Annotated in this window: 10 protein-coding genes and 3 pseudogenes; 6 read left to right on the plus strand and 7 right to left on the minus strand. The window is 71.2% G+C overall.

Annotated features, from left to right (window positions below; genetic code table 11):
• Positions 1-299: 299 nt before the first annotated feature.
• From ACYVMZ_RS14480 to ACYVMZ_RS14490, 3 genes are all read right to left on the minus strand, one after another.
• Positions 300-1,466 carry a glycosyltransferase gene (locus ACYVMZ_RS14480; RefSeq protein ID WP_461079428.1) on the minus strand — a complete coding sequence of 389 codons (1,167 nt, stop codon included), beginning with the start codon at positions 1,464-1,466 and terminating at the stop codon, positions 300-302.
• Between the two features lie 58 nt (positions 1,467-1,524).
• Positions 1,525-2,802: a nucleotide sugar dehydrogenase gene (locus ACYVMZ_RS14485; protein WP_461079430.1), complete on the minus strand. Its 1,278-nt coding sequence runs from the start codon at positions 2,800-2,802 to the stop codon at positions 1,525-1,527.
• 127 nt (positions 2,803-2,929) lie between these two features.
• Positions 2,930-4,282 carry a glycosyltransferase gene (locus ACYVMZ_RS14490; RefSeq protein ID WP_461079432.1) on the minus strand — a complete coding sequence of 451 codons (1,353 nt, stop codon included), beginning with the start codon at positions 4,280-4,282 and terminating at the stop codon, positions 2,930-2,932.
• A gap of 137 nt (positions 4,283-4,419) precedes the next feature.
• On the opposite strand from ACYVMZ_RS14490, the gene wecB reads away from it, so the two are divergent.
• The 4 genes from wecB to ACYVMZ_RS14510 are packed head-to-tail and all read left to right on the plus strand — an operon-like array spanning position 4,420 to position 10,172.
• The gene (wecB, locus tag ACYVMZ_RS14495; RefSeq protein WP_461079434.1) at positions 4,420-5,508 is read left to right on the plus strand and encodes a non-hydrolyzing UDP-N-acetylglucosamine 2-epimerase; all 1,089 of its coding nucleotides are present in this window, start codon (positions 4,420-4,422) and stop codon (positions 5,506-5,508) included.
• Entirely contained in the window at positions 5,501-6,178 is a 678-nt protein-coding gene (locus ACYVMZ_RS14500) for a class I SAM-dependent methyltransferase (RefSeq protein ID WP_461079436.1), read from the plus strand. Before wecB ends, ACYVMZ_RS14500 begins: the two co-directional genes overlap by 8 nt.
• Entirely contained in the window at positions 6,178-7,989 is a 1,812-nt protein-coding gene (locus tag ACYVMZ_RS14505; protein ID WP_461079438.1) for a hypothetical protein, read from the plus strand. The genes ACYVMZ_RS14500 and ACYVMZ_RS14505 overlap by 1 nt, the downstream gene beginning before the upstream one ends.
• On the plus strand, positions 7,986-10,172 hold the full coding sequence (locus ACYVMZ_RS14510; protein WP_461079440.1) for a glycosyltransferase: 2,187 nt from the start codon (positions 7,986-7,988) through the stop codon (positions 10,170-10,172). Before ACYVMZ_RS14505 ends, ACYVMZ_RS14510 begins: the two co-directional genes overlap by 4 nt.
• A gap of 300 nt (positions 10,173-10,472) precedes the next feature.
• Here the strand turns inward: ACYVMZ_RS14510 and ACYVMZ_RS14515 are convergent, their stop codons facing one another.
• Entirely contained in the window at positions 10,473-12,044 is a 1,572-nt protein-coding gene (locus ACYVMZ_RS14515) for a hypothetical protein (protein WP_461079442.1), read from the minus strand.
• 388 nt (positions 12,045-12,432) lie between these two features.
• Positions 12,433-12,812 (minus strand): annotated as a pseudogene (locus tag ACYVMZ_RS14520) (transposase); the annotation flags it as partial.
• Between the two features lie 246 nt (positions 12,813-13,058).
• Between ACYVMZ_RS14520 and ACYVMZ_RS14525 the strand changes: the two are divergent.
• Positions 13,059-13,271, plus strand: a pseudogene (locus ACYVMZ_RS14525) (IS982 family transposase); the annotation flags it as partial.
• Positions 13,272-13,434: 163 nt separating this feature from the next.
• Here the strand turns inward: ACYVMZ_RS14525 and ACYVMZ_RS14530 are convergent.
• Positions 13,435-13,733 (minus strand): annotated as a pseudogene (locus ACYVMZ_RS14530) (CorA family divalent cation transporter); the annotation flags it as partial.
• Between the two features lie 373 nt (positions 13,734-14,106).
• On the opposite strand from ACYVMZ_RS14530, the gene ACYVMZ_RS14535 reads away from it, so the two are divergent.
• Positions 14,107-15,294, plus strand: coding sequence for a winged helix DNA-binding domain-containing protein (locus tag ACYVMZ_RS14535; RefSeq protein WP_461079444.1), 1,188 nt, complete (start codon positions 14,107-14,109; stop codon positions 15,292-15,294).
• Positions 15,295-15,354: 60 nt separating this feature from the next.
• On the opposite strand, the gene ACYVMZ_RS14540 is transcribed toward ACYVMZ_RS14535, so the two are convergent.
• A complete protein-coding gene (locus ACYVMZ_RS14540) occupies positions 15,355-16,002 on the minus strand; it encodes a LysE family translocator (protein WP_461079446.1) in 648 nt (215 codons plus the stop codon).
• Positions 16,003-16,146: the final 144 nt, after the last annotated feature.

Raw genomic sequence — 16,146 nt, forward strand, 5'->3', positions numbered from 1 at the left:
GCACCACACCGGATGACACAGCGGCCCGTCCAGCCGCTGTGCGCCCGCCGACCGGACCGGCGCGGGGCGCATGGCTGGAGACACCCCGGTGAAAGGACCTCCAGCCGTCCATGGACGCTCGCCCGCCGCCGGGTGTGTCACCGGCGCACCCGGCGGCGGGCCGTCTTCCTCATCGTGGTGACGGGGCCGTGCCAGCCCCGGTATCGAGGCGTCCGAGGAAGAGTTTGCGGAGCCGGCGGCGCGGACCGTGGGCGCCGCACGCCTTGGTCAACGCGTGTCGCCCGGCTGGCCGAGGGGGTTCAGCCGACCAGGGCCGCGTCACTCAGCGATGCGGAGCGGGAGGCGGCGTGCCTGCTGGTGTTCGCCTCGTTCACCCATCCCTCCAGCAGGGTGACGAACTCGGCCGCCCTGATGTGCCAGTTCAGGCCGGACAGGGCGGCCTCACGGCCCCGCCGGGCCGCGCGGGCCCGCAGCTCCGGGTCGGCGCGCAGACGGCGTAGGGCCTTGGCCGCGGCCGCCGGGTCCTCGTACGGTACGACCAGTCCGCAGCCGTGCCGCTGGACCAGCTCGGACGCGAGCGGGGTGGGTGTGGTGACGACCGGCACGCCGTGGGCCATGTACTCGACGACCTTGGTGGGGCGCGAGTGACGGTAGTTGGGCTGGTCGTGCAGGAGGGAGAGGCCGGCCAGAGCGCCCGAGAGCCGGGCGAGCGCACGGTCGTTGGGCAGGAAGCCGTACCAGCGCAGCACTCCGTCCCGGTCGGCCTGCGCGAGCACGTCTCGTACGTCAGGGGTCGCCTCGCCGATCACCTCGACCCGCACGGCAGGTCCCAGCAGGCGTGCCGTTTCGATGACGTCCAGTGCGCCGCGCGCCCGCGACAGGTGGCCCAGATAGACCACTCGGTGGTCGCAGGGTGGCTCGGGCGCAAGAGGCGGTACGGTCGCGAAGTTCGGCACGACGGGGTGGACATGGCGGAAACGGGCCTGGTACGCGTCCTCGGCCAGAAGGAGCCGCAGATGCCGCTCCGCCAGCCGTTCGGCGGCCCGCACGCCCAGCCGCAGCGACGGCCGCAGCACTCCCGGCAGCCAGCGCTTCATCACCAGTGCCGCTGCCGTGTCCTCGTGCACGTCCCACACCGTCACCGGAGCCCGCCCGGCACGCCGCCAGCGGCGCATCGCGGCGGGCAGAGCCAGCAGTAGTTCGGGGTCGTGCAGCAGCACCACGTCCGCTTCCGGCCCGCGCTCGGCCAGCAGCCTGCCGGCCGCGCGCAGTGCCGTGCGACGGTCGCGGCCGGCGGCCCGGGGCAGCTCCAGGCCATGGACGCCCGGCCGCGGCTTCACGCCGCTCGCCGCGAACGGCGCGGCGTAATCGATCTGGTGGCCGCGCTCGCGCAGGGCGGCGATCTGCCGGTGCAGGATCCGTGCATCCTCGGGGTGATGCACGATGGTGACGACGAGTACACGCATCAGAGAACCTCATAACTCCCCGGCGGCCCAGGGACGTTCGGACGTGCGGGATGGCGGCCTACAGAACTTCGACCCCGGGGTGGAAGATCCGCCCCCGCGTGTCGAACAGCAGGCGGGCCTCGTCGGCGAGCAGGGGCAGGTCGTAGGCGGAGTGGTCCTGCAGCAGGATCGTCAGGTCGTGATCGCGCACGGCCGCCAAGAGATCGCCGACGCGAGGAACGGTCACCCCGTCGACGGTCCACAGCGGCACGTGCGGGTCGTGGAAGGACACCTCGGCCTTCCGCCCCCGCAGCAGCCGGGCCACCGGAAGGGCCGGGGTCTCGCGCTGGTCCGCGACGTCGGGCTTGTAGGTGACGCCGAGCAGCAGCACCCGGGATCCGCGCAGCGGCCGCCCGGCGGTGTTGAGGAGGTCCTGCGCGCGACGCACGACGTACTCGGGCATCCGCCGGTTGATGTCCTGGGCCAGCCCGACGAAGCGGAAGTCGTAACCGAGTGAGGAACGCACCTTGTAGGACAGGTAGTTGGGGTCGATGGGGATGCAGTGCCCGCCCACGCCGGCGCTCGGCCGGAAGGCCTGGAAGCCGAACGGTTTGGTACCCGCGCAGCGGATGGCGTCCCAGACGTCGACATTCAACTCACGGCTGATGATGGCCAGTTCGTTGACGAGGGCGATGTTCACGTGCCGGTAGGTGTTCTCCAGCAGTTTGGCCATTTCGGCCTCGCGGGCGCCCTTCGCCTCGACGACCGTGTCGACGAGCTTTCCGTAGAAGGCGACCGCCTGGGCGGCGCACGACAGGGTGCAGCCGCCGACCACCTTGGGTGTCTCGCGCAGTCCGTGCGTGGTGTTGCCGGGGTCGATGCGCTCCGGTGAGAAGGCCAGCGCGAAATCCTCGCCCGCCCGCAGCCCCGACTCTTCCAGCAGCGGCCGTACGACCTCCTCGGTGGTCCCAGGGTAGGTGGTCGACTCCAGAACGACGAGCTGTCCGGGTCGCAGCCTGCGCGCGACCGCGCGGGCGGCGGAGGTCACCGCGTTGAGGTCGGGCCCGCCGTCCGCACTGAGCGGGGTCGGTACGCAGATCACCACGGTCTGCGCCCGGGCGAGGCAGGCGTCGTCGGCGTACGCCGCGAATCCCGCCTCCCGCATCCGGCGGACGTCCTCGTCCGACACGTCGTCGACGTGGGAGCGGCCGGCGTTGAGTCCCGCAACGACCCGGGGGTCCCGGTCCAGGCCCACGACTCTCAGGCCGACGGAGGCCGCCTCGCGCGCGAGTGGCAGCCCGACGTAACCGAGCCCGATCACCGCGAGTTCGACGCGGTCCTGACGTTCTTCTTCCACCAGTTGGGCCCTCGATTCTCCGAGTGGTTCGGCCGGTGACAGTTGCATTGCGATTCACTCCGCCTCAGGACAGGCCCCGCCGAACGGCAGGACGTGATGGACCGAAGGTGCAGGCTGGCGGCGGGGGTCAGACGCATCCGAGACTGCGGTATGCCTCATGGGTCGTGGCCGCGACCCGTTTCCAGGTGCGTTCGCGCGCGACCAACTCGCGAGCGGCCGCTCCCCATTCTTTTCGCCGCTTTTGACAGTAAAGAAGTTCTTCTAGAAGATCTGCCCAGACACGGGGTGATTTAGAATGAATTAGTTGTCCGTTCACTCCCGGCTCGACCAGTTCCCGCAGGGCCGTGAGGTCGCTGCCGACAACGGGAAGGCCGCTCGCCATCGCCTCGACCGGCTTGAGAGGGGTCACCAGGCGGCACACGCGCTCGTCGGCGCGTGGCAGCGCGAAGACGTCCAGCACGGCGTAGTAGTGGCGCACTTGGGAGTGCGGCACCCGGCCGGTGAACAGAGCGACGCCGTCGTCGAGCCCCAGTCGAGCGGCAAGTCGTTGCAGTGATGGGCGTTCCGGACCGTCACCCACGATCAGCAGTCGCAGGGATACTCCCCGGCGCCGCAACTCGGCACCCGCATGGAGCAAAGTGCCGATGCCCTCGTGTGGCGTAAGACTGCTGACGGTGCCGACGACCAGGTCGTCCGAAGCGATGCCGAGCCGGGCGCGCAGCGGCGCGCCGTCCGGCAGCGGAGTCAGGAACGTCTCGTCCACCGCGTTCGGAGAGATCAGCACCCGCTCCTCGGGTACTCCGCGCGCCACGATCTCGGCCTTCATCGCCGCGCCCAGAGTCAGCACCAGATCGGCCTCGCGCATGCAGTACGTCTCCAGCTCGCGCCGGGCCCGGTAGGTCTCGTCGTCCCGTGACCGCCCCGGTGCCTGTGTCAGCCAGGTGTCCTCCAGGAAGCCCCGTACCTCGTAGACCACGGGCAGCCCGTAGGTCGCGCGCAGGGCCAGCGCTACGCGCCCGTTGCCGTGGTCGGTGGCCGCGTGCAGGACGCTGGGCCGCAGCCGCTCCACCAGACGGCCGGCCAGCTCGGCGTTGCGTGCCAGCACCGCGCTCTGCCCGTACGGCAGGCTCAGCGGCAGCAGCCGGTGCTGCGGCACGTCGCCCACGATCTGCAGCGGGCGGGCGTCGAGCACCCCCTGCGCCACCGGGAACCCGATACGCGTCACGACGTGCGGATCGAGCCCGGCCGCCCGTTGCGCCTCGGCCAGCGCCTGGGTGCGCACCGTGTAGCCGGCGTGCTTGAACGGCAGCCCGTTGGTGACGAGATGGAGCACCCGGCCCGCCACCGGCCGGACGGTTCGCCCGGCGGGTGTGGGCGTCCGCGCCGCGGACGGCGTTGCGGTCGGCCCGGCCGTCCGGGCGCGGACGGCGAGCCGTCGCTCCAGTCGCCGCAGCCGGTGCCGGACGGGCGCCGGCGACATCCGAACGCCGAGCAGTATCGCTCGAACGGGGTCGTGGCGCAGCTCAGCCCAAGCGACGGATACCGCCAGGATAAGCGCATGTGGGATATGACGGGACATATCGTAACGGTAGGCCGACGGAGCGGAGACCAACGGAAATGAACGGCCCTGTACTCCATGTCGTCGGCACTCGGCCGAACTTCGTCAAGGCCGCACCGGTCATCGCCGCCCTGCGCACGGCCGGCTGCGACCAGGTGCTCGTCCACACCGGGCAGCACTACGACGCACGCATGTCGGACATCTTCTTCCGCCAACTCGACCTGCCCGAACCGGACACCGACCTCGGTGTCGGCTCCGGCAGCCACGCTCGGCAGACGGCCGACCTGGTGGTGGCCCTGGAAGCCGAGCTGACCGCGCGGGCGCCGGTCGTTGTCGTGGTCTACGGGGACGTCAACTCCACCCTGGCCGCAGCCCTCGTCTCGGCCAAGCTGTCGATCCCCGTCGTCCACGTCGAGGCGGGCCTGCGCAGCTTCGACATGTCGATGCCGGAAGAGGTCAACCGGCGTCTGGTCGACCAGCTGTCCGAGGTCCTGTTCGCCACCAGCCCGGAGGCTGTGGGTCACCTCTGCCGGGAAGGCATCGACCCCACCCGCGTCCACTTCGTCGGCAACCCGATGATCGACACCCTGGTCGGTCACCTGGATCGTTTGGACCCGGTCGCTGCCCGCGCCGCCTGCGGACTGCCCGAACGCTACGGCGTGGTGACGCTGCACCGGCCCGCCAACGTCGACGACCCCGGGGCGGCCAGCGCCGCCGTCCGCGCCCTGGCCGAGGCCGCTGCCCACCTCGACCTCGCCGTACCGCTGCATCCGCGCGGCGGGGCGGCGCTGCGCGCGGCGGGCCTCGCGGACACGCCCGGCGTCCACCTCCTCGAACCGCTCGGCTACGTGGAGTTCATGAGCCTGGTCCGCGGGGCAGCCGCCGTGATCACCGACTCGGGCGGAGTCCAGGAGGAGACCACCATGCTGGGCGTACCCTGCCTGACCCTGCGCGGCACCACCGAGCGCCCGGTGACCGTCACCCACGGCACCAACCGACTGGTGCGGCACGACGAGTTGGCGCCCGCGCTGCACAAGGTGCTGGTCGGCGCGGTGACGGCGCCCGCCGAGGGCCCGCCGCTGTGGGATGGAAAGGCCGGTCCCCGCATCGCCCGGGTGCTCACCCACTGGCTGGAGAGCCATGGCTGACTCGACCACGTCGGACGACCTCGCCACGACCGTCGCCCCCGCTGACGATCGCACCCGCGCCTACTGGAACACCCGCCACCGCCAACGCGACGACCTCGCCTCCGGCGGACACATCGGCCTCGACCGCCCCGGCAACGAGATCTTCTACGCGCTGCGGCTCGGTGCCCTGCTCACCCTGATCGGCGACCTGTCCAACCCGCCGTCCCCGGTGTTCGTGCTCGACGCGGGCTGCGGCAAAGGCCATTTCGCCCGGGCACTGGCGCGCTGCGGCCACCGCGTCGACGCCTTCGACACCAGCCCCGCAGCCATCGCGCAGGCCCGCGCCGAGGGCGGCGGCCCGCGCTACGCGGAATCCTCGCTCACCGACTGGCGCAACCCCTGGCCGTACGACGTCGTGGTGTGCGTGGACGTCCTCTTCCACGTCATGGACGACGCGCAGTGGTCGGCCGGCCTGCGCAACCTCGCGTCCCTCGTGCGGGTGACCGGCCGGCTGATCGTCGCCGACGAGGACGCGCAGGACCGCTCCCCGCTCGGCGACTACATCGTGCACCGACCGACAGCCGCCTACCGCCGGGAACTCGAACCCCTCGGCCTGCGCCACACCCTGTTCGAGCCCTACGGGTTCCGCGAGAACCCGGTCGGCTTCCACGTCTTCACGAGGATCCGCTGATGCGCCTCATCGATCTGCTCCATCCCCATCTGGACGGCGTCACCACGGTCGTGGACGCCACGGCGGGCCGCGGTCTGCGCCTGGACCGCTATCTCCATCTTCCGCAGGGCGTCGAGTTGAGCCACCACGAACAACCTGTCGGTCCCGGCCAGTTGGTGCTGCTGTCCTACGGTCCCGATCCCCAGCTGCACGGTGACGAGGCAGCCTGTCTCGCCGTACTGGAACGGATGCGCCCTGGAGGCAGAGGCCTGATTCTGTTCGGCCACCGTGGCCCCGACCTGCCCTACCACCGGCTGCTCGACCACCTGGTGACCCACCGATGCCAGGTGCTGCGGGCCGCCGCCCTCGGTTACACCCACCTGCACGCGGGCGCGGTCTTCGCCTGCACCGAGGAACTCCTGCCGCTCCACGACTGGTTCGGCCGTGCCGTCCCGTCGGACGGTTTCGCCACGGCGCTGCGGATGGCCGACGAGTACGTCCTCGCCGACTTCGTCTCCCGTTCCCTGCGTGCCCGTACGCTCGACCTGGAGCGTACGGCCGAGGAGACCACCCGCGCCCTGGACGTCGCCCGTGCCGACGACGCGGCCGAGCGTCTGGCCGCCGTCACGCGGGAGAAGGCTCAGCTGGACTCCGCACTGCGAGGCGCCCGAGACCGGGTCGCGCTACTGGAGGCGCGGGTGGCCATGCTGGAGGGCTCGACCTCGCTGCGGATCGGGCGGGCGCTGGTCGCCGCGGCTCGGTCACCCGGGCGCGGCATGACGCGGCTGCCGAGGGAGCTGTACGGGCTGTGGCGCGGACGCGGCCGCGGAACGACGACCCGTCCGGTGACACCGGCCCGGGAACCCGACACCGCGGTGTCCGACGGCCGGCTCCACCTCGCCCATCGTGCCCTGTCCTCGGCGCCCCGCGACCGACTGGTGATCGCGGGAGTGCTCAGCGACAGCACCGCCGAGGACTTCGCGGCGGAAGCCGTCGTCAACCGGCTGCTGCCGCACGACGGACGGCTGCTCCTGGAGCGCACCGACCCGGACGCGCTCGTCGTGCAGCTGAGCGCCTGTTGCGATGCCGTCGGCCCGTGGTCGCTCGCGGGCACCGGACTGGCCCCCGACCTCGACCGCAACCTGGCCGAACTCATCGGCCAGGCGAAGGCCTTGGGGCGAAAGTCGGTGCTGTGGCGGGACGCACCGGCGGCAGCCGCGCCGGGGCTCGCCCACCTCCCCTTCGACGCCGTCGTCGACGGCGACACCGGCGTACGGCTGTCCCGCCTGGACCCCGTGGCGGATGGCAGAGCACGGCTGTGGGAGGCGTTCCAGCAGGACAGCACCCGGGTACGGCTGGCGCGGCTCGCCGGGCTGACCGCAGCCCCCGATCCGCTTGACGGGCGCCGCGTCGCCGTCCTGGCCGCGCCCCGGGACGACACCGACCTGGCCCGCCTCACCGACCAGGTGCTCGGGCAGGTGCACCGGCCGACCGAGGTGGTCGTGCCCGGCCAGGTCGTACCCGCGCTCGAGGAACTCACTGGCGCGGGCGTCGCCGTCCACGCCGGAGAACCCACCGCCCCGTGGGTCGCCGACTGGACCGACCCGTCCGAGGACCGACCGGACACCCTGCTGCTCGACCTGATGTGCGCCCAGGAGTACTCCGGCGCGGACGCCGTGGGCCACACGCCCACCGACGACGACTACGCCTTCGTACCGGTCCTGCGGCCGGTCCTCGTCCGCCGGTCCCTGGTCCTGGCCGGCACGTCTGCGGACACCTGGTTCCGCGCGGGGTACCGGCTGTTCGCCGTACGCGGAAAGGAGAACGCATGACCCGCACGTTCCATGCGCTCGTCTACGGCGACGTCGACCTCAATGTCATCGACGGTTCCGCCGTGTGGGCCCAGTCGACGGTGCAGGCGCTGTCGCTGGCGGGCTGTCGGACGCGGCTCGTCCTCAAGTCGCCCGTCCGCACCGAACGGTTGATCGGACCGCTGGCCGGGCTGCCCGGCGTCACAGTGGTGCGTCCCTACGAAGAGAGGTTGGTGCCCGAGCAGGGGCCACGCCCCTCCCTCTCACCCGCGCAGGCCTCGCAACTGCTTGCCCGGCTGGACGGTGACGAGCCCTGCGACCTGCTGGTGCTGCGCGGCCGGAGAGTGGTCACTCGTCTGGTCGCCGACGGCGCCTTCGACGGGCGGATCTGGGCCTATCTGACCGACATCCCGCAGTCGGCCGCCGAGATGAGCGAGGCGGTCCGCACGGACCTTGGCCGCGTCGCCGCCGCCTGTTACCGAATCCTCTGCCAGACAGAGGAGCTGCGCTGCTTCCTGGAGACCTGGGTGCCGGAGGCCTGCGGCAAGAGCGTGCTCAGCCCACCCGCCGTACCTGTCCCCGGCTTCCCTCTGCCGGAGCGCGACAGGCCGCACGACCCGCTACGGCTCGTCTACACCGGCAAGTTCGCGCCGCGTTGGAATACATTGCCCATGACGCGCCTGCCGTCTGTGCTCCGTGAGCGGAACATCCGTGCCGAACTCCACACGGTGGGCGACAAGATCCACGATGACCGCACCCACCCCGAGTTCAAGTCCGAGATGACCCAGGCGCTGCGCACCGCACCCGGCGTCCACCACCACGGCGGACAGCCTCGCGAGGAGGCCATGCGCATCGCTGCCGACTGCGACCTCGGCCTTGGCTGGCGGGACCCGTCCCTGGACGCCAGTCTGGAACTCTCCACCAAAGTACTGGAGTTCGGGTCACTCGGTCTGCCCGTCGTCCTCAACCGCACGCCCGCCCACGAGGCGCTGCTCGGCAGCGACTACCCGCTGTACGTGCCCCGGAGCGCCGCGCTCGACGACGTCGGCGAGGCCGTCGCGCTCGCTGTGCACGAGCCCCAGGCCCGGAGGCTTGCGGCCGAGCGCTGCCGGGAGGCCGCCGGGCGGTACACCCTCCAGGCCGCGGCGGACCGGTGGCGCAAGCACCTCGCCCGCGCCTTCCCGCCCGCGCCACCTGCCGTGGCCGCACGGCAACGGCCGCTGCGGCTCGGTGTCGCGGGCCACGACCTGAAGTTCCTCACCCGGCTGCTCGACCACTTCCGGGCACTGCCCGGCCTCGACGTACGCGTCGACGCCTGGCCCGCGCTCGCCCGCCACGACCCCGCCGCGAGCAGGAAGCTCGCCGACTGGGCCGACGTCGTGTTCGTCGAGTGGTGTGGACCAGCCGCCGTCTGGTACAGCCGCCACAAGCGGCGCGGCAGCCGCCTCGTCGTACGCCTGCATCGCTTCGAGCTGACCGGCCCCTGGCCGCGGCAGGTCGACATCGACGCAGTCGACCGGGTGGTGTGCGTCAGCCCGTGCTACGCCCGCCGCACCCGGGAGCACACCGGCTGGCCGGAGTCGAAGATCACGGTCATCCCGAACTGGGTCGACACCGCCCAGCTCGACCGTCCCAAGGTGCCCGGCGCCCACTTCCGCCTCGGCATGATCGGCATTGTGCCCAGCCTCAAACGCCTCGACCTCGGCCTCGATGTCCTGGAGAAGCTGCGCGCCCGTGACCGGCGTTGGCACCTGTCGGTCAAGTCCAAGCCCCCGTGGGAGTACTGGTGGATCTGGAACAAGCCCGGGGAGCGTGCGCACTACGATGCCGTCCTGCGCCGCATGCAGACCTCGCCGCTGCTCGAGGGCGCCGTCGTCTTCGACTCCTTCGGGCCCGACGTGCCGAGCTGGCTGCGCCGCATCGGGCACGTGCTGTCCACCAGCGACCTCGAGAGCTTTCACCTCGCCACGGCGGAAGGCATGGCCTCCCGTGCCGTACCGGCCCTGCTGCCCTGGGAGGGTGCGGACGAGATCTACGACCGGCGGTGGATCCATGAGACCCCGGAGGCCATGGCGGACGCCATCGCCGATCTGGGGCCGGACGAATGGCGGTCGGCCGGGGAGGCGGCCCGCACTCAGGTGCACGAGTCCTTCTCGCTGGAACGCGTGACCGGGGACTGGGCGGATTTGCTCCTGTCCGGATGATGACCGGGCCCCCGGAGCGCTCGTCATGGTGGGCAAGTCGAGTGCGTCTGCGGGCCGTGCCGGCGGTGCCCTCGGCGATGTCCGCGGTGAGACACGACCGTGGGGGTCTTCGACTGCCGAGGCAGCGCCGACACCCGCGGTCGCCTAGGCGGTCGCGGTGCCCGTTGCGCCAGGTTGTGCGCTCTCGGAATGCTCGTACGGGCGGCGCGTTCCCGCAGGATGCGCTCGCACAACACCCCTGTCGACTTCAGTGGTGCGGTGTTCTCCAGCGGCACGGTCCAGTTCGTCGGTGCGGTGTCCTCAAGCGGTTGGGTCAGGTTCAGCCGCGCGGTGGCCACACAGCTCACGCTCGGCGCGTACGGGGTCGTTCGGAAAGCGGAAAGTGGTGCGCTGCCAAGCTCCGGTGAGATTACGCAGGAAACGGCCGAAAGTGAGCGGTTCCGTGGTGGCGGCGCGCATTTCGGCGAGGGGCCCACAGCGCAGGGCGCGCCGAGCTGCCTCGATCTTCGCGGGGTCGAGTCCGCGCGGCGCACTGCCTCTGGCACCACGGTCGGCGACGATCCATTCCGCCGGTAGGTTCTTGCCGTGCCCGGGCCGGGCGCCATTGATCCGCTCTGAGTGGGCGGCAAGCGGGTAGGCCAGGCCGATCGGGTCGATCGCAGTGCCGGAGAGAGGCACCACAGTGCCGTTGTAACCGAGGACTCCCTTCACGCCGGTGACTCCCGGAGCGCCGGCTTTCAGCCGCGTGTTGTGCAACATCAGGGTCGGCGTACCGTCGCGCTCCGCCTGTTGTACCAGGTGCTTGTACGCGACGATGTACGGGACGCCGGCGAACGTGTGGTGCACCGGATGTTGTGCGGCGTGCGCACGGATGGTGGTCGCCCGGGCGTCGTCGATTCCGGGAGGCCAAGCGCTCAGTTCGTACGGAGTGCGCATCCAGATCGCGCACACAGCCGCCCACATGCCGACACCGATCGTGGCCATCGTCACGGCACGCGAGACAGGGACGATGAAGACGGGCAACAGCATCAGCAGCAGCCCGGGCAGGAGCATCCGGCCGTGCATGAAATCCCCGCCCACCTTGACGACGAACGCCCAGGACAGAAGTCCCGCGACGATGGGCGCGAGGACGGGGACGAGCGGTGCCGAAGCACGCCTGCCTCGTACCAGTAGCCCGGCGGCGAGCACCGTCACCGCGGGCAGCCACAGCAGATAAGGAACCGTGAAGTCCGCCAAGTAGCCGAAACCGCGCCCCCACATGCTCTGGGAGGCGTCCTTGGAGATCGCGGGCAGCGGCACCAGAAACCCATAATAGCCCGCGCGGAAGATCTCGTACGCCGTGGGGAGCGCGACCGCCGCGCCGCAGCCCACGAGCGTTTGCCGCCCTGCGGGCCTCACGGTGAGCCACTGCGCGCCAAGGAAGACGGCAGACACCAGCGCGAGGTCCGGCCGCACGAGGGGGCCCAGCCCGAGAACGGTACAGGTCCCCAAGGACCCGGGCCGGGCAACGAGAAGCAACCAGGCCCCTGCCAGCCAGCACGTCGTGAGCCCGGTCTCCAGACCTGAGGTCGCGAAGTCCCACACCGGCGGCAACGCGAGCAGTACCAAACAGCCGAGGGGCAGGCACGCCTCGGTCGAGTACAACCGTCGGCATCCCAGCCCGGCGAGCGCGAACCCCGTGGCGGTGAGCAGCGCTCCGCCGTACACGGCCGCAGTGGGGATGTCGACACCCGACATTCCGGCGAGCACCAGCAGCCACTGCCACAGGGTGCCGGTGGACGCCTCCACCCGCTCCCCCACGTTGAAGGTGGGTCCGTTGCCGGCCAGAACTTGCCGAACCGTACGCACGTAGATGTGCGCATCGTCCGCCATCCAGCGCCGGTGTACTCCGACGATCAGGATGACAAGGGCAGGCAGTACCCACGGAGCGACGCGACGCGGACGGAGTGACGTCCGCATCCTCCGGCGGCGCGCAGGTGGGTCGGAGACACCATCAGAAGGACGAGCGGGGGAGAGGACCATATTCGCACCAACCCCCGCCCTCTGCTGCGCGTCACTTCACTGAAACCGAATGGACTAACACCGTGTCCTCCATGGTCAGTGGAGGCGCTTGTGGCACCACAGGGCTGCGGCATGGCCGAGAAAGGTTCAGCGGAGGGGCAGTCCGTTCGAGTTCGGCAGGACGTGCATCTTGGAACCCGGCTGCCCCGGTCCACGGGGCTCGGAGCTGTGTATTCGCCCTTTCTTGGAGCTCATCTCGTTTGGCGAGTCTGCGGTGGCCAGATGAGGGTGCAGGCGATGGCGGCGAACGCGAGGCAGTGCTCGGCTTTGTTAGCGACGGTGCAGGCGGCGGCAGCCGCCCAGCCAGGCCGTGGTGCGCTCGGTCGTCCAGCGGTGGCGGCCGAGCCGTTTCGATGACTCGATGCCCTTGCGTGCGACGCGGTGGCGGATGACGCGCTTGCGGAGCCGGCGGCGCAGGTGGTCGTCGTAGCCCTTGTCGTCGTGGAGCTTGGCGAGGCGTCGGCGGCGTGCGCCGCGGCGGGAGCGGACCGGCGGGATCCCCCGTAGCAGGGCTTGCAGGGCCTGACTGTCATGGAGGTTGGCGCCGGAGATGCCGATCGAGGTGTGACGCACCCTGCGGGAGTCCACGGTGTACGGCGCCGAAGCCCACCACGTGATCAGTAGTGCGCGGCGGGTGCTCGGCAGCCGGTGACGGTGTCTGCTTCCGATGGAGTAGTGAAGGTTCCCTACTACGGGCCCGAGGAAGGCCGGCGAACCTGCTTCTTCGTCGTCGACATGAAGGACAGCTCCGACCTTCCGCCCACGGCTGAGCCTTCGTCTTCCCGGTCATGAACAACGAGGACCTGGGGACGGGGCTGTCGAAACTGCCGCAGCCACTCCCGGTTCTTCTAGGGATTCCGGCTGTACCTGGTCACCACCGCCGAGGGCATGCCCGTCACCTGGTGCCTGGCCAACCCGAAACTCGGAGAGCGGGAGGTTATGGCCGCTCTGCTGGAACGCGACCACCACCTGATCCGGGCCGGGCAGGTGATCCTTGCCGACAAGGGTTTCGCAGGCCGGGAGTTCGAGGCCTTCGTCGCCACTGCCCGCCGCCTGCCCACCGTCCTCTCCCGCCACCCGCCTGGCCTGGCACGCCGATCGCCGTGCGCTGATTGCCATGCTCCTCGCGAAGACAGCCGCCGACGTCCTGGCTGCAGTCGCCCTGACCGGCACCACAACCGGGCGGACGTCCGACAGGCCGGGGCCGCCCGCCGTGGCGGACCGTGATGACGAAGTCGGGGCCGATGAAGACGTGCAGCTCGCCGAAGTCGACCTCCTCCGGAGCGTCGAGGTGGCGGGCGGCCCTCAGGACGACGAACAGCGTGTCGCCGTAGCGCTCCAGCTTCGGCCGCTGGTGAGCCTCCATCCTCGACCGCCAGCGGGTGCAGTTAACTTCGCGGCCAGGGAGGGGCGTTCACCGTCCGTGGGACGGGCCAGGCCGATCATGCCCGAGACCCGGACACCGTCGCGGTACAGGGCCGCCTCGACGACGCCGCCCACCTCGGCGGGCTGCGGGGCCGCGGGGGCGGGATCAGCGTGGCGCGCGGCTGCTGCGGGGTCAGGGGCGGCGCAAGCCCGACTTCCCGGACTTGTGCTTCACCCGGTTGCGGCCGACCGGGGTCCCGTCCGTCTGGGGCCCGTCCGGGGCCTCGTTCTTGGACTTGTCGTCCGGGGCTTGATGCGTCGGGACGGCGGCGCGGGCGCGTCGCTGGGGCAACGCGGCTGCCTCTCGGTCGAGCCTGCGTTCGTGTGTTCACGGAGCGGGAGACGAGCAGGATGTACGGGGGCAAACGACATCGGGACGGGGGCCGGTCCAGGGTCCGGTGAGAGTCGCGGACAGAAGGTGGCCGCAAGCGGCACTAGCGTGCGGGGCATGACGACGAAGCGGACGACAACGGAGCGGACGACGACGAAGCGGACGGCAACGGAGCGGACGGCGACGAAGCACACGTCGGCGCGGAGCGCCACGCACCCGGCCGCCGCCGTGCTCGGCACCCGCGCACTCAACCGCGCGACCCTCGACCGGCAACTGCTCCTGCGTCGCTCGCCGATGTCCGCCGAGGCCGCCGTCGCGCACCTGGTCGGCCTCCAGGCCCAGAACGTCAAGCCCCCGTACTACGCGCTCGCCGCCCGCCTCGACGGCTTCACCCCCGAGGCGCTGTCCCGGCTGATGGCCGACCGCGCGGTCGTCCGTATCGTCACCCTGCGCTCGACGATCCACACCCACACCGCCGAGGACTGCCTGACCCTGCGGCCCCTGGTGCAGCCAGCCCGGGAACGGGAGCTCGGCATCTTCCGCAAGGGGCTCGCCGGCGTGGACCTGGACCGGCTCGCCGCCCTCGCCCGCGACCTCGTCGAGGCCGAGCCGCGCACCATGAAGCAGCTGCGCGAGGCCCTGCTCGAGGAGTGGCCGGACGCCGACCCGCAGGCCCTGGGCATCGCCGCCCGCTGCACACTGCCCCTGGTCCAGGTCACTCCGCGCGGACTGTGGGGCAGGAGCGGGCAGGTCGCCCTCACCACCGCCGAGCACTGGCTGGGCCGCCCCGCCGAGCCCGCCCCCGAACCGGACGCGGTCGTGCTGCGCTACCTCGCCGCCTTCGGCCCGGCCTCGGTGAAGGACATGCAGACCTGGGCCGGACTGACCCGGCTGCGCGAGGCCTTCGAGCGTCTGCGCCCGCAGCTCCTGACCTTCCGGGACGAGCACGGTGTCGAGCTGTTCGACCTTCCCAATGCTCCCCGACCCGACCCGGACACCCCGGCCCCGCCGCGTTTCCTGCCGGAGTTCGACAACCTGCTCCTGTCCCACGCCGACCGCACCCGCGTCATCCCGCCCGAGCACTGGGGCCGCGCCTGGCAGGGGAACCTGGTCCACTGCACGCTCCTCGTCGACGGCTTCCTGGCCGGGGTGTGGCGGCTGGAGAAGGACGCGCTCGTCATCGAGCCCTTCGGCCGGCTGAGCAAGGCCCAGCGGGACGCGGTCACGGCCGAGGGGGAGCGGATGCTGGCGGTGCTGCACCCGGAGTCGTCGTACGACATCCGGTTCGGTGCCGTACGGCAGTGACGCTCGGTGCCGTATGGCAGTGACGACTCGGTGCCGTACGGCAGTGACGGCGGCGGTCGGTCACTCCGCGCGGCCCGTCACCGCCACCGTCACGCCGAGCCCGATCATCGTGCAGCCGCCCGCCCCGCCGATCAGGGACAGGCGCCGGTCGGAGCAGGCGAACCAGGTACGGGCCGCCGACGCGGTCAGGCCCCACAGGGTGTCCGTGACCAGGCCGATGGAGATCGGCACCAGGCCCAGTAGCAGCATCTGCACCACCACATGTCCTGCCGAGTGGTCCACGAACTGCGGCAGGACGGCGGCGAAGAACACCACGCCCTTGGGGTTGGTGACACCGACCAGCACGCCGTCCAGGACCGTACGGAGATCACCGCGCGCCGGTCCCGCCGGCCGGGTGCTGATCTGAGCCGCCTTCAGCTCCTTGCGGTGCCGGAAGGCCTGCACGCCGAGGAAGACGAGGTACGCGGCCCCGGCCAGCTTCACCGCCATGTACACCGTCACCGACCGCTCGACCAGCGAGCCGATCCCGACCGCGACCGCCACCACCAGCAGGTACGAGCCGACGACATTGCCCAGGGCGGTCGCCACGGCGGTGCGGCGGCCGTGGGCGAGGGCCCGGCCGATGACGAACAGCACGCTGGGACCCGGAATCACGATCACCAGCAGCGACATCGCGGCGAAGGCGAGGAAACGGTCCGCGGACACCATGTGCATCACTCCCATCCGCCGCCGATTGAAACAGCAGCGAACCGGTCGCGGCCATGGGCGCGCATGGAAAGGGGGCGTTGCGGGCCGCTCGTGGAGGCCCGCAGCGCCCCCTGGCACTGCACCTGAGGGATACTCAGGAGTCCT

It is taken from the genome of Streptomyces deserti (assembly GCF_054782695.1).

What these genes read in the sequence shown, in the direction of transcription:
- ACYVMZ_RS14510 (WP_461079440.1), top strand. Translation starts at nt 7,986, where the DNA reads ATGACCCGCACGTTCCATGCGCTCGTCTACGGCGACGTCGACCTCAAT.
- ACYVMZ_RS14540 (WP_461079446.1), bottom strand. Translation starts at nt 16,002, where the DNA reads ATGGTGTCCGCGGACCGTTTCCTCGCCTTCGCCGCGATGTCGCTGCTG.
- ACYVMZ_RS14505 (WP_461079438.1), top strand. Translation starts at nt 6,178, where the DNA reads ATGCGCCTCATCGATCTGCTCCATCCCCATCTGGACGGCGTCACCACG.
- ACYVMZ_RS14490 (WP_461079432.1), bottom strand. Translation starts at nt 4,282, where the DNA reads ATGTCGCCGGCGCCCGTCCGGCACCGGCTGCGGCGACTGGAGCGACGG.
- ACYVMZ_RS14500 (WP_461079436.1), top strand. Translation starts at nt 5,501, where the DNA reads ATGGCTGACTCGACCACGTCGGACGACCTCGCCACGACCGTCGCCCCC.
- ACYVMZ_RS14535 (WP_461079444.1), top strand. Translation starts at nt 14,107, where the DNA reads ATGACGACGAAGCGGACGACAACGGAGCGGACGACGACGAAGCGGACG.
- wecB (WP_461079434.1), top strand. Translation starts at nt 4,420, where the DNA reads ATGAACGGCCCTGTACTCCATGTCGTCGGCACTCGGCCGAACTTCGTC.
- ACYVMZ_RS14480 (WP_461079428.1), bottom strand. Translation starts at nt 1,466, where the DNA reads ATGCGTGTACTCGTCGTCACCATCGTGCATCACCCCGAGGATGCACGG.
- ACYVMZ_RS14515 (WP_461079442.1), bottom strand. Translation starts at nt 12,044, where the DNA reads ATGGCGGACGATGCGCACATCTACGTGCGTACGGTTCGGCAAGTTCTG.